The organism is Streptomyces sp. NPDC025651 (assembly GCF_055558735.1).
On sequence record NZ_JBVHLZ010000016.1, the window covers coordinates 1 to 13,415 of the forward strand.

Below are 13,415 nucleotides of genomic sequence, written 5' to 3' on the forward strand. Positions count from 1 at the left end.
CTACACCTCAGACTGCCACGCGCGACCAGCACGAGCACCTCGGAACAACGTCACGCCAGATCCGTGACCAGCCACTTCACGATGCACACCGCTCAATGGCCTCTGCGCTCGGCGTTCAACTTCCATGGCCGGCCACTGAGATCGTCAGGCTCCTGGGCCACGGCGGGAACGTCCGCACAGTTCACGACTGACCTGTTTCCGGCGTTCCTGCTTGATCTTGTCGAGCAGATCCCCGCGGAGTACCGCCATCCCCGCGATACAGATCGCCGCCATCATCACGCCTGCAGTCGAGGCCGGTTCGGGCAGGAACCAACCGGCGAGAACGCCCCCGATCGCGAGGGCGATCAGGAGTATGAACCGAACGTCGCCGGTATCGCGGCGCAGCATGACGGTTCCCTCAGTCTGTGGGCGTCTGGGCCCAGCTCTGTCCCCAGACGCCCGAAGCCGGCGCCCGCCCGCACCGTAACAAGGGCGAAGACTTCTAGTGGGGCAGCTTCACGCTCCGTCATTGCTCCGGGGCGCGTGTGTGCCCGAGGCCCGATCGTGTGGCACAGGTACTGCTCGGACTGCACTTCGAGGAGCGCCCGCCGAAGCGGCGAGATGATCACCAGGTACCCGCTGGCACCCACCCACGTACTGAACCCGGCACCGGCCGCGCGCCCGCAGCTGCACATCAAGTTTCGTCTGGGCAGCACGCAGCCCCGCGAGCGAGACGCGCTTGCGGGGCTGCGGGTACGACTATGGCCTAGGAGGTGGCCTGGGCCTTGGTGAACGCCTCGTTGAGATGCGTGTCCACGAGTCCCGGCGAGCCGGAGACGATCAGCAGGACGCTGCCGCTACGGATCGCCGTCTGCTTGACGACGCTGCGCTGCCCGCCGACAGAGAAGGTGAGCAGCTGGCTCCACTGCTCCTCGCCGAGCTTGGAAGAGGTGCTCGCCTGAGTGGTCATGTCGATGGCGGTGCTGCCCGAGACGACCTGGTATTTCGGGCAGGAGGCCATCGCGTCGAAGATGCGGTTGACGCCGTCGGACCGCCACCGGGACACCTACGGCGACCTCCCGGAGGTGGCCTGCGGGCTGCGTGCCATGTCGTCACCTCAGGCGTGCGGCACGACCGCGACCGGGCAGGCGGCGTGGTGCAGCGCGGCGTGGGCGACCGAGCCGATGCGGGTGCCGACGGGGGCACGGCGAACACGGCGGCCCACCACGAGCAACTCCGCGCTCGAAGCGGCTGACAGCAGGACCTGGCCCCCACTCCCGATCTCGACGTGTTCGACCACCGGCACGTCGGGGAACCGGCGTCGCCAGGGAGCGAGTGCTTCGTCCAGGGCCTTCCTCTCGTACGGCTCCAGCCCACCCGCTTCGTCCGCCAGGTACAACGAGCCGGGACTGTAGGCGTAAAGGGGCGGCAGGCTCCAGGCCCGTACGGCACGCACAGCGGCACCTCGTACGGCCGCGGCCTCGAAGGCGAACCGGAGTACTTCCTCGCTCTCCTCCGGCGTGCCCTGCTGCCCCACCACGACTTCCCCGGATTCCGGCGGCTGGGCCTGGCCGTCGCGGGCGCGCACGGACACCACGGGCCCTGTCGAGGCGGCGATCACCTGCTGGCCGTACGAGCCGAGGAGGAAGCCGAGCAGAGCGCCGTGTCCTCGTGAGCCGAGCACCAGCATGTCGCGCCGCTTCGCCTCGCTGAGCAACGCGGCCACCGGCGTGTCCCGCACCACCTCGGCGGTGACGTGAAGGTTCGGGTGTTTCCCGGCCACCCTCGTCTCCGCTGCACGCAGGACGGCGTGGGCGGAGTTGGCCTGCGCGTCCTCGTCCTGGACGACCGGCACGTCCAACGGCTGCCAGAGCCAGGCATGCACGATGTGCAACGGCAGTCCGCGAAGGGTGGCTTCACGCGCCGCCCACTCGGCCGCCGTCAGAGCTTCTTCGGATCCGTCCACGCCTACTGCGATACCGCGGGCCATGAGAGCTGCCTCCATACGATGCGACGGGCGCGGCCGCCTCGACCGCCCCTCTCTCCTCAGCATTGACGGTCCGGCGCCCCTTCGCGGAGGGCCGATCGGCCCTACATCCCGGCCCGATGGGGCACGTCGGCACCCGTCGTCCCCCTCATCAGGAGGGCAGCCTCCGTCATCAGGGGTCAGCTTCCGTCCTGCTTCAGTCGCTCCTGTGCCTGGGTGGCGACGACCGCGGCCTGGATGCGCCGTTCCACTCCAAGCTTCGCCAGCAAGCGGGAGACGTGGTTCTTGACGGTCTTCTCCGCGAGGTAGAGACGCCGCCCGATCTGCCGGTTGGTCAGCCCTTCGCCGATCAGGGCGAGGATCTCGCGCTCGCGCTCCGTCAGATCGGGCAGGCCGTCCGGTGCCGCTTCCTTGTCCTGCTCGTTGCGGAGGCGTGTCATCAGCTTGGTGGTGGCGCTGGGATCCAGCAACGACTGGCCGGCCGCGACCGTCCGTACCGCCGCCACCAGGTCCGAACCCTGGATCTGCTTCAGGACGTAACCTGCCGCACCAGCCATGATCGAGTCGAGCAGCGCCTCCTCGTCGTCGAAGGAGGTGAGCATCAGGCAGGCGAGGTCGGGCATGCGCGAGCGCAGTTCCCTGCAGACGGTCACGCCGTCGCCGTCGGGCAGGCGCACATCGAGAACGGCGACGTGCGGGCGCAGGGCGGGAATGCGTATCAGGGCTTGCTCGACGGTGGCGGCCTCACCGACCACGGTGATGTCCGGCTGGTCGTCCAGCAGGTCGTGCACACCGCGCCGTACGACCTCGTGGTCGTCCAGCAGAACGACCCGGATCGGGGTCTTGGGAGCGTGCTGCTCGTTGTCCGTCATCGACGGCTCCTGTCCTACGTCGTCCGTTTCCGGCACCGGCATCCGCCCGGTCGGCGGTACCGGCCTTCCCTGTCGCAGATCTTGCGTGGTTCCGGGTCGAACGGCCAGGGCCTGTCGGGCACTTGCCGTCCGCGTTCCCGGCTTCCACGGGGGTATCCGTCCCGTCGTCCGTCCTGAGCCGACCGCTGTCCGGACGTGGCGCGGACCGGAGGGACATCGCCAGTGGGGCCGGGCGGCCAGGAGGGGGGGGGACCATCGGCCCCTGGTGGCGCGCTCGCCCTGTCATGAGGATCAGGGTGAGGGCCGGCGCAATCGGCCACGGCCCGCTGGTCCCGTATCGGACGCGGAGGTCTCTTTCCATGATTCGCCCCATCACTGTCGGCCTGGACGGGTCCTCCGAGAGCCTGGCTGCCGCCGCCTGGGCCGCGCGTGAGGCACAGCGCCGCTCCGTCCCCGTCCGTCTGGTACAGGCCTGGCTCCGGCCGTCGCCCGAGGTGCCCGGCTCGCCGGACGTCGAGGCGCAGAAGCCATGGGCCCTGCGCATCCTGCGGGAGGCCGAGCAGGAGGTGCGCGAGCGGTATCCGGAACTGACGGTCAGCAGCGAACAGGCGTCCGGCTCCGCCACCGAGGTACTGCTGGATCAGGCGGAGAAGGCCGAGATGCTGATCCTGGGCTCCAGCGGCCGCGGCGCAGTCGTCGGCTTCCTGCTCGGGTCGATCGGACAGCAGGTACTCGCCCGGGCCCGGTGTCCGGTGGTCCTGGTGCGGGCGAGCGAACGCGCCGCCGCCGAGCGTTCCGGTGGGGAGGTCGTGGTCGGGCTTCAGGACCCGGGCGAACCGGCAGGACCGCTGCTGGACTTCGCCTTCGGCTCGGCTGCCGCCCGTGGGGCCGTGCTGCGCGTCGTACACGTGCCGAACCTGCCGCCCCTGTACGGATCCGGCCCCGCCGTGGGGCGACTTGCCGCCCAGGAGGGCGGTATCACGGGACAGGCCAAGAAGGCGCTGTCCGATGCGCTCAAGCCGTGGTGCGAGAAGTACCCGCGAGTGCCGGTCAACCACACGGTCGATCTGGCCCGCGCGTCCACAGTGCTCCTGGACGCCGCCGCTCGGGCCGCGCTGGTGGTGGTCGGCCGCAAGGAGCACCGGCCCGCGCTCGGTATGCGCATCGGGCCGGTCGCCCACGCCGTACTGCATCACGCGGCCGCCCCTGTCGCGGTCGTTCCGCACGCCTGAGACCGCATTCCGCTCGGCTCGCCGGCCGCGCGGGCCGAAGCCGAGCGGCCCGGTCGCCATCACCGTTCACCCCACGTGATACGCCGACCGACCACCACGGCGGCGTCCCCCTCTGCAGCCCCCCGCAAGCCGGAAGGAAGGGCACTCCATGGTCCAGTACGTGTACGCGTTCACCGAGGGCGGCCGTGACAGGGCCGACCTGCTCGGCGGCAAGGGCGCCAACCTTGCCGAGATGACCCGGATGGGTCTGCCCGTGCCGCCCGGCTTCACCGTCACCACCGAGGCCTGCCGGGCCTTTCTCACCACGGGAGACGAACCCCCCGGCCTGGCTCAGGAGGTCGGTGAGCACCTGGCCGCCATGGAGCGGTCTGCCGGTCGGGAACTGGGGCAACCGGACGATCCGCTGCTGCTCAGTGTCCGTTCCGGAGCTCGCTTCTCCATGCCGGGCATGATGGAGACGATCCTCGACATCGGGCTCAACGACGCCTCGGTACAAGGACTGGCCAAGGTCTCGGGGAACGAGCGCTTCGCCTGGGACTCCTACCGCCGCCTCGTGCAGATGTTCGGCAGCACCGTGATGGGTCTCGACGCCGCACTCTTCGAGAACGCGCTCTCCCGCCTCAAGGAGTCCCGGGGCACGCAGGACGACCTGGACTTGGACGCGGCCGACCTCGCCGAACTGGTCGAGACCTACCAGGGGCTGATCCGGTCCGAGACCGGCGAGGCCTTCCCACAGGATCCGGCCGAACAGCTCCAGCGGGCGATCCGAGCCGTCTTCGAGTCCTGGAACGGTGCGCGCGCCCGGCTCTACCGCCGTCGCGAGCACATCCCCGACGGCCTGGGCACGGCGGTCAACGTACAGCGCATGGTCTTCGGCAACCTCGGCGCCGACTCCGGCAGCGGCGTCGCTTTCACCCGTGACCCGGCAACCGGCCGGCGCGGCCTGTACGGCGACTACCTGCCCAACGCGCAGGGCGAGGACGTCGTCGCGGGCATCCGCAACACCGTCCCGCTGACGCGGCTGGAGCGCCTGGATCCGCGGTCGTACGCTCAGCTGCTCGATCACCTGCGGAAACTGGAGGCCCACTACCGGGACCTGTGCGACATCGAGTTCACCATCGAGCGCGGCACGCTCTGGATGCTGCAGACCCGGATCGGCAAGCGCACCGCCGAGGCCGCGTTCACCCTCGCCGCCGAGCTGGCCGACGAGGGCCTGATCACCCGCGACGAGGGCCTGGGCCGGCTGGACGGCGACGGGCTCGCCCGGCTGATGTTCCCCCGGTTCGACGCCTCGGCCGTCGGCGCGGCTCTCACGCGTGGCATCCCGGCCTCGCCGGGCGCCGCCGTCGGCGCCGTGGTGTTCGACTCCGCCGAGGCGGTCCGTCGTACCGCCTCCGGGGACCAAGTCGTCCTCGTCCGGCAGGAGACCACCCCTGACGACCTCCCGGGCATGGTCGCCGCCGCGGCCGTGCTGACCAGCCACGGCGGCAGGACCAGCCATGCGGCGGTGGTCGCCCGCGGCATGGGCAGGGTCTGCGTATGCGGTGCCGAGCAACTCGTCGTCGACGTGCCGGGACGCCGGTTCACCGTTGGCGGCACCACCGTCGAGGAGGGCACGGTCATCTCCGTGGACGGCACCGAAGGCACCGTCCACCTCGGTCCGGCCCCGCTCGTCGACTCCCCGGTGATGCGCTACTTCGAGAGCGGCGAACGTTCCGGCGGGCTCGTCGACGCCGTGGACCGCGCCATGCGACACGCCGACGGCGTACGGCGTCTTGGAGTGCGGGCGAACGCGGACACCCCCGAAGACGCGGCCCGGGCCCGCAGGTTCGGCGCCCAGGGCATCGGCCTGTGCCGCACCGAGCACATGTTCCTCGGTGAACGGCGGCACCTGGTCGAGGCGATGATCCTGGCCACCACCGACGCCGACCGCACACGGGCCATGGACGCGCTACTGCCCCTCCAGCGGCAGGACTTCGTGGGCATTCTGGAGGCGATGGACGGCCTGCCGGTCACCATCCGCCTCCTCGATCCGCCCCTGCACGAGTTCCTCCCCGACCGTACGGACCTCGCCGTGCGCATCGCGAAGGAGGAGGCACGCGGGAACCCGCCGGACGCACACCAGACAGAACTCCTCGACGCCGTGAACCGCATGCACGAGGAGAACCCGATGCTCGGCCTGCGCGGCGTGCGCCTGGGCCTCGTCGTACCGGGTCTGGTCGCCATGCAGGTGCGGGCCCTTGCCGAGGCGGTCGTGGAACGCACACGCGCGGGCGGCGATCCGCAGGCGGAGATCATGGTGCCGCTGATCGACACGGTCGAAGAACTGCGGCTCATGCGTGAGGAAGTGGAGCAGGTACTCGCCGAGGTCTCCAGGGACTCGGGCGTTCCCGTCGACTGCCCCGTGGGCACGATGATCGAACTGCCCCGGGCCGCGCTCACGGCGGGCCGGATCGCCCGAGAGGCACAGTTCTTCTCCTTCGGCACCAACGACCTCACCCAGACCACCTGGGGCTTCTCCCGGGACGACGTGGAGGCGGCGTTCTTCTCCGCCTATCTGGACAAGGGAGTCTTCAAGGTCTCTCCTTTCGAGACCATCGACCGCGAGGGCGTGGGGCGCCTGGTCGAGATCGCGGTCGCCGAGGGCCGCGCCGCGCGGCCGGACCTGAAGATCGGTGTCTGTGGTGAACACGGCGGCGATCCGGAGTCGATCCACTTCTTCCACACCGCCGGACTGGACTACGTCTCCTGCTCACCGTTCCGCGTCCCCGTCGCCCGTCTCGAGGCCGGGCGCGCCACGCTCTCCGGGACGCGGACCAGCGACAGCAGGTGACCGGCGGGCGGTGGAGAGCGAGGCTTGAAGGGCATCGCAGGCCGGCTCCCGGGGAGGGGAGGGGCCCGAGGGACGGCAACGGCCGCCAGGGCCGTCGTGCGCCCCTTGCCGACGGTGGACCGGAAGGGAGTTGACGTGATGCCCCGCTGCATCGGCGAAGTGATGACCACTGAGGTGGTCGAAGTACATCGGGACACCTCGGTCACAGACGTCGCGCTGCTGCTGAACCACCATCGGATCAGCGGGCTGCCGGTGGTGGACCACGACGACAAGGTCCTGGGCGTGATCTCCGAGAGCGATCTGATGCACCGCCGGCCGGCCCTCTCCGCACCCTGCCGTGAACCTGGCCCGCACGTACCGGCCCCCCCGACGGCGCTCCACTCGTCGCGCGGCCGCCTCGCCCCGGGGCACGACAGCAGCGGAGCTGATGTCGACGCCCGCCGTCACCGTGCACCCCGAACAACGCGTGGCGGACGCCGCACGCGTGATGGAACGCCACCACGTCGAACGGCTTCCCGTGGTGGACGAGGAGGACCGCCTGGTCGGCATCGCCACGCGGCGCGACCTGCTCCGCGTCTTCCTCCGGACGGACGAGGAGATCCGCCGGGAGGTGGCCGACGATGTCCTGGCCCGCATGCTGGGACAGCCGTCCCCTGCCGTGAGCGTCTCCGTCCGGGACGGCACGGTCACTCTGGAAGGAGAGCTGCGTCACCGCAGCGACATCCCCCAGGTCGTCCTGCTGACGTGGCGGATCGATGGTGTGGCGGGTGTCGTGAGCAGCCTGACGTTCCGCGTCGACGACACCCGCCCGGCGCAGTAGCACGCGTTGGTACGGATCACGCACCGGTGGACGTCCGCGCGCTGGCCCCGGTCCCCGGCTGCCGCGCTCCGACCGGACCGGGCGGTCGGCAGGACCTGCCGGGACCCGGCGCAACGGGGCCATTCGGTCCCCGGCACAGGACCACCGGGCCTGGGGGAGGGGGCCGGGTCCAAGAGACGCTGTGGGTGGCGGACATGTCGACTCCTCACACCGCTCCCCTCGGATGCCGCCGACCGCTCGGCTTCGGCGCTCGACCACGGAGGCACACCCCATGACCCACCACGACGACCACTCCCGGAGCACTCCTCTCCCCGGTTCGCCGTCCGACGTCACCACCGCCGTGGACGAGTTGGTCGCCCAGGGGCTGAAAGCACTCGCCGACTACGAGGGCCTGACCCAGGAGCAGATCGACCACATCGTCAAGAAGGCCTCGGTCGCCGCCCTGGACCAGCACACCAGGCTGGCCCGCCTGGCGGTGGAGGAGACCGGACGTGGGGTCTTCGAGGACAAGGCGGCCAAGAACATGTTCGCGTGCGAACACGTCACGCACAGCATGGGCGGCATGAGGACGGTCGGTGTCATCGCCCGCGACGACATCGACGACATGATCGAGATCGCCGAACCGGTCGGCGTCGTCTGCGCGGTCACTCCCGTCACCAACCCGACCTCGACCACCCTCTTCAAGGCGCTCATCGCGCTCAAGACCCGCAACCCGATCATCTTCGCCTTCCACCCCTCCGCGCAGCACTGCAGTGCACAGGCGGCCCGCGTGGTGCGGGACGCCGCGGTCGAGGCGGGCGCACCGGAGCAGTGCGTGCAGTGGATCGAAGCTCCTTCGATCGAGGCGACCGGTGCGCTGATGCGCCACCCGGACGTCTCCCTGATCCTCGCCACCGGCGGCAACGCCATGGTCAAGGCCGCCTACTCGGTCGGCAAGCCCGCGCTGGGCGTCGGCGCCGGGAACGTACCCGCGTACGTGCACAGGAGCGCCGAGCTGCGCCGGACCGTCAACGACCTCGTCCTGTCCAAGTCCTTCGACAACGGCATGATCTGCGCCTCCGAACAGGCCGTCATCCTGGACACCGAGATCTACGACGCGGCCCTGACCGAATTCCGTACTCTGCACGCCCATCTGGCCACCGCGGAGGAGAAGGCGAAACTGGAGGCCCTGCTCTTCCCGGCCGGCAAGGCCGCGGGCAGTGGCTGCGAGCCCAAGGTCAACTCCGCGGTGGTGGGCCGGAGTCCGGTGTGGATCGCCGAGCAGGCCGGCTTCACCGTGCCCGCCGACACCTCGATCATCCTGGTCGAGGCCGACCGGGTGGGCCCTGAGGAGCCGCTGACCCGCGAGAAGCTCTGCCCGGTGCTGACCGTGCTGCGTGCCGACTCCTGGCGACACGGGTTCGGTCTGGCAGCCGACATGGTCGCCTTCCACGGGCAGGGCCACAGCGCCGTCATCCACAGCGAGGACCCGGCGCTCGTCGAGGCCTACGGCAAGCACATGAAGACGGTGCGGGTCATCGTCAACGCCCCTTCCTCCCAAGGGGCGATCGGCGGTATCTACAACAGCCTGCTGCCCTCGCTCACCCTGGGCTGCGGTTCGTGGGGCAGTACGTCGGTCTCCAACAACGTCTCGGCCGCGAACCTCCTGAACATCAAGCGCGTCAGCACCCGCCACAACAACCTGCAGTGGTTCAAGGTCCCGCCGAAGATCTACTTCGAGCCGCAGGCCATCCGCTATCTGTCCGCCATGCCGGACGTGCACCGCGTCACCGTCGTCACCGACGCGACCATGACCCGCCTCGGCTTCGTGGACCGCGTCGTCCGGGTGCTGCAGAGCCGTGCCGAGGCCGTGACGGTCCAGATCATCGACACCGTCGAGCCCGAGCCGAGCATCGACTCCGTACGGGACGGTGCCCGTCTCATGCGGGACTTCCGCCCGGACACCATCATCGCGCTGGGCGGCGGATCTCCCATGGACGCCGCCAAGGTGATGTGGCTGCTGTACGAACAGCAGGCCGCCGGGCGGGAGATGGACTTCGCCGACATGCGGCAGAAGTTCTCCGACATCCGCAAACGAGCCTTCCGCTTCCCGGTGCTCGGTGAGCTCGCCCGCCTCGTGTGCATCCCCACCACGTCGGGCACCGGTGCCGAAGTCACGCCGTTCGCCGTCATCTCCGATCCCGCGACCGGCAAGAAGTATCCGCTGGCCGACTACGCGCTCACCCCCAGTGTCGCCATCGTCGACCCGCTGCTCACCGCCGACCTGCCGCCGGCCCTGGCCGCCGACAGCGGCTTCGACGCCCTCACCCACGCCATCGAGGCGTACGTCTCGGTCTACGCCAACGACTTCACCGACGGCCCCGCCCTGCACGCCATCAGGCTCGTCTTCGACCACCTCGAAGCGGCCGTGAACGACCGTGCCCAGCAGGCCGAGGCCCGCGAGAAGATGCACAACGCGGGCACGATCGCGGGCATGGCCTTCGGCAACGCCTTCCTCGGCATCGTCCACGCCATGTCACACACGCTCGGCGCCACCTTCCACATCGCGCACGGCCGCACCAACGCGGTCCTGCTGCCGCACGTCATCCGGTACAACGGCACCGTCCCGACGAAGCTCACCGGCTGGCCCAAATACGAGTACTACCGGGCTCCCGAACGCTTCCAGGACATCGCCCGCACCCTGGGGCTGCCCGCCGCCACCCCGGCCGAGGGAGTCGAGTCCCTCGCCACCGCGGTGGAACGTCTGCGCGACGCCGTCGGCATCGAGCCGTCCTTCCAGGCGCTCGGGGTGGACGAGCACTCCTACCTGGACGCCCTGCCCCAACAGGCCCTCAACGCCTACGAGGACCAGTGCGCGCCGGCCAACCCCCGCATGCCCATGCTCGACGACATGCAGGAGCTGATGCGCGCGGCGTACTACGGGCCGGTCGGCGTGCCCGGTGGCCTCGACCGACGAGAGGGCGATGTGGGCCGACCGGCCCTAGCGGTGCCAGGCTGCGCCGCCGTTTGATCGGAGCCAGGGGCCCGCGCATGGCCCGGTGGGCGAGTCCTCCAGAGGGACATCAGGACGTCGTGGGCGGAGGCATGAAGTGAACGACGAACCGGCACGGAAGTTGATCATCGAGATGGAGAGCGCCCGGGCGACCTCCCCGGAGTCACGACGGAGCGTCGAGCTCGACAGCGCCGAAGCCCTGCGGCTGCTCGGCAGCGTGTCACTGGGGAGAATCGTCTTCACCCGGCACGCGCTGCCCGCCGTACGCCCGGTCAACCACGTCCTCGACGGCGGCGACATCATCATCCGCACCCACGAGGGCGCGGCACTCACCGCGCACACGAGGCCGAGCGGCCCCGCCGGTGTCGTCGTGGCGTACGAGGCCGACTCCATCGCGCCGGACACCCACCTCGGCTGGAGCATCGTGGCCACAGGGTACGCCGAGTTGGTGACCGATCCGCGCGAACTGGCCCGCTACCGGGGGATGTTGAACCCCTGGGTGCGGCAGACCATGGACCAGGTGGTCCGCATCCGCCCCGACCTGGTCACCGGCATTCTGCTCACGGACGCGGACCAGGGCGCCACCGACGAGGGCGATGCCGGGGAGTTGTCATGACTGCCGCACTGACGGCCGCGTTCCTGATCGTCCACGGGCTGCTGCACCCCGGTGTCTGGACGGCACCCCGGCAACCGGGCAAGGCGGGCCCGTTCGACCCCGGACACTCATGGGCCCTGGCCGCGGCCCATGTCCCCGTCGCACCGGCAAGGGCCACGGCCCTCGCGCTCGCCTGGTACACGGCCTTGGCCTACGGCGTCGCGGGGGCCGGGGTGTTCGCGGGCAGTGGCTGGTGGGCCACGGCGGCTCTCGTCGCGGCATCGAGTGGGCTCGCCCTGAAGGCGATCTGGTTCGATCCGTGGCTCAGCGTCGGCGTGCTGCTGGACGTGGGCGTCATCGTCGCGGTGGCGTCCGCCTGGCCCGGCTCCCTCTACTGAGCCCGTCTGCCGTACGCGTCGGGCACGGCGTGAGGTCGGTCGTACGGGATCACGGCGACCGGCGCGTCGGCGTGCTGCGGCACCGCCCGGACCACCGAGCCGATGTGGCTGCCGGGCGGAGTGCGGTGGTCCCTGCGGCCGACGACCACCAGAGCCGCGCCGCGGGGGCCTCCACCCGGCGGGCGCCCACACCGCCGGTCACCGGTACCCGGACAACCGTAGGAGCAGCGCGGGGTTCTGCCGTTCACCGAGACCGACAGGGCCGTCGAGGGCCTCAGCGGCGCCGTCCGGCCCTGGCCCGAGCGGGACCTCCGGGCCGATGTGCGCGAGCTGCCGGGGCCGTTCGGCCCTTCTTCGCCCACCAGGGCCGAACGCCGTCGAATCATGGTCCGGCGCCTGCTACACAGAAGACCGCCGCCCGTTCGACGCGGTGCCCTCTTCTCCTCTCACCCCCGTTGCCGGGAGGCTTCATGCTGTCCGCAGAGTCCACTGCCGTAGTGCGGGCCACACTCCCCGTGGTGGCCGCGTCGCTCGACGACATCACCGCCTCTTTCTACGGCGCGATGTTCCGCGACCGCCCCGAACTGCTCGACGGGATGTTCAACCGCGGCAACCAGGCCAGCGGGGCCCAGCGCCGCGCCCTGGCAGGCTCGATCGCCGCGTTCGCCACCGCACTGCTGGCGGAGCCGGACGTCCGCCCCGACTCCCTGCTGAGCCGCATCGCCCACAAGCACGCCGCTGTCGGTGTCACCGACGAGCAGTACGTGATCGTGCACAAGTACCTGTTCGGCGCGGTATCCGAGGTCCTCGGCGACGCCGTCACCCCCGAGGTGGCCGCAGCCTGGGACGAGGTGTACTGGCTGATGGCCGGCGCGCTCATCGCGAGAGAGGCCCGCCTCTACCAGGAAGCGGGCGTACGTCCCGGCCGGACCTGGCGGCGGTGGACGGTCACCGAGCGCCGCACCGAGACCCCGGACACTGTGTCGTTCCTGCTCCGCCCCGCCGACGACGCCCCTGCGCCGCGGGCGCGGGCGGGACAGTACGTGAGCGTGCTCGTCGACATGCCGGACGGCGTACGCCAGTTGCGCCAGTACAGCCTGTCCTCGGATCCGGGCGGGGAGCTGCGCCGCATCACCGTCAAGCGGGTCACGGGCGAGGCCGGACGGCCGGACGGCGAGGTGTCGAACCTGCTGCACGACCAGGTGTGCGCGGGCGACGAGCTGACGCTCTCCGCGCCCTTCGGCGATGTGGTCCTCGATGCCCCGGCCGACGCCACCACCCCGGTCGTGCTGGTCTCGGCGGGCATCGGCTGCACCCCCATGACGGGCATGCTGGCCCAGCTGGCCGCGACCGGTTCGACCCGCCCCGTCCTGGTCCTGCACGCCGACCGCTCGCCCGCCGGGCACGCCCTGCGCGCCGAGACGCGCGACCTGGTCGAACAACTGCCGGGCGCCCGCGCCCTCTTCTGGTACGAACGGCCCGGCGCCCAGGAACCCTGCGCCCGCGTCGGCCTGATGGACCTCGCCGAAGTCGAACTGCCCGCAGGACCAATGGTGTTCCTGTGTGGACCGCTGCCGTTCATGCGCGAGGTGCGCGGACAGCTGCTGAAAGCCGGGGTTCCGGCGCGCCAGATCCGGTACGAGGTCTTCGGACCGGACCTGTGGCTGCCGGGAGCGGCTGCCTGAACCACCTCACGTGTCCCGACGT

General features: G+C 70.6%; 11 protein-coding genes and 1 pseudogene. 8 read left to right on the forward strand and 4 right to left on the reverse strand.

Annotated features, from left to right (window positions below; translation table 11 throughout):
* Positions 1–144: 144 nt before the first annotated feature.
* From ACZ4D5_RS38480 to ACZ4D5_RS38495, 4 genes are all read right to left on the reverse strand, one after another.
* Entirely contained in the window at positions 145–387 is a 243-nt protein-coding gene (locus ACZ4D5_RS38480) for a hypothetical protein (RefSeq protein ID WP_467777134.1), read from the reverse strand.
* A gap of 358 nt (positions 388–745) precedes the next feature.
* Complete coding sequence (locus ACZ4D5_RS38485) at positions 746–1,045, reverse strand: hypothetical protein (protein WP_467777135.1); 300 nt, start codon at positions 1,043–1,045, stop codon at positions 746–748.
* A gap of 51 nt (positions 1,046–1,096) precedes the next feature.
* Positions 1,097–1,969 (reverse strand): universal stress protein, encoded by an 873-nt coding sequence (locus tag ACZ4D5_RS38490; RefSeq protein WP_467777136.1) that lies wholly within the window; start codon positions 1,967–1,969, stop codon positions 1,097–1,099.
* A gap of 176 nt (positions 1,970–2,145) precedes the next feature.
* Positions 2,146–2,838 carry a response regulator gene (locus ACZ4D5_RS38495; RefSeq protein WP_467777137.1) on the reverse strand — a complete coding sequence of 231 codons (693 nt, stop codon included), beginning with the start codon at positions 2,836–2,838 and terminating at the stop codon, positions 2,146–2,148.
* A 359-nt stretch (positions 2,839–3,197) separates the two neighbouring features.
* On the opposite strand from ACZ4D5_RS38495, the gene ACZ4D5_RS38500 reads away from it, so the two are divergent.
* The 8 genes and pseudogenes from ACZ4D5_RS38500 (at position 3,198) to ACZ4D5_RS38535 (ending at position 13,393) form a co-directional block, all read left to right on the forward strand.
* Positions 3,198–4,070 carry a universal stress protein gene (locus tag ACZ4D5_RS38500; protein WP_467777138.1) on the forward strand — a complete coding sequence of 291 codons (873 nt, stop codon included), beginning with the start codon at positions 3,198–3,200 and terminating at the stop codon, positions 4,068–4,070.
* Positions 4,071–4,218: 148 nt separating this feature from the next.
* Positions 4,219–6,903, forward strand: a complete 2,685-nt coding sequence (ppdK, locus tag ACZ4D5_RS38505; RefSeq protein WP_467777139.1) for a pyruvate, phosphate dikinase — start codon at positions 4,219–4,221, stop codon at positions 6,901–6,903.
* 162 nt (positions 6,904–7,065) lie between these two features.
* Positions 7,066–7,152: pseudogene (locus tag ACZ4D5_RS38510) on the forward strand (CBS domain-containing protein); the annotation flags it as partial.
* Positions 7,153–7,330: 178 nt separating this feature from the next.
* Complete coding sequence (locus tag ACZ4D5_RS38515; RefSeq protein WP_467777140.1) at positions 7,331–7,723, forward strand: CBS domain-containing protein; 393 nt, start codon at positions 7,331–7,333, stop codon at positions 7,721–7,723.
* Positions 7,724–7,994: 271 nt separating this feature from the next.
* Positions 7,995–10,733 (forward strand): bifunctional acetaldehyde-CoA/alcohol dehydrogenase, encoded by a 2,739-nt coding sequence (gene adhE / locus ACZ4D5_RS38520; protein ID WP_467777141.1) that lies wholly within the window; start codon positions 7,995–7,997, stop codon positions 10,731–10,733.
* Between the two features lie 115 nt (positions 10,734–10,848).
* On the forward strand, positions 10,849–11,331 hold the full coding sequence (locus ACZ4D5_RS38525; protein WP_467777278.1) for a pyridoxamine 5'-phosphate oxidase family protein: 483 nt from the start codon (positions 10,849–10,851) through the stop codon (positions 11,329–11,331).
* Entirely contained in the window at positions 11,328–11,708 is a 381-nt protein-coding gene (locus ACZ4D5_RS38530) for a hypothetical protein (RefSeq protein WP_467777142.1), read from the forward strand. The genes ACZ4D5_RS38525 and ACZ4D5_RS38530 overlap by 4 nt, the downstream gene beginning before the upstream one ends.
* A 470-nt stretch (positions 11,709–12,178) precedes the next feature.
* The gene (locus ACZ4D5_RS38535; protein WP_467777143.1) at positions 12,179–13,393 is read left to right on the forward strand and encodes a globin domain-containing protein; all 1,215 of its coding nucleotides are present in this window, start codon (positions 12,179–12,181) and stop codon (positions 13,391–13,393) included.
* The last annotated feature ends 22 nt before the right edge of the window (positions 13,394–13,415 follow it).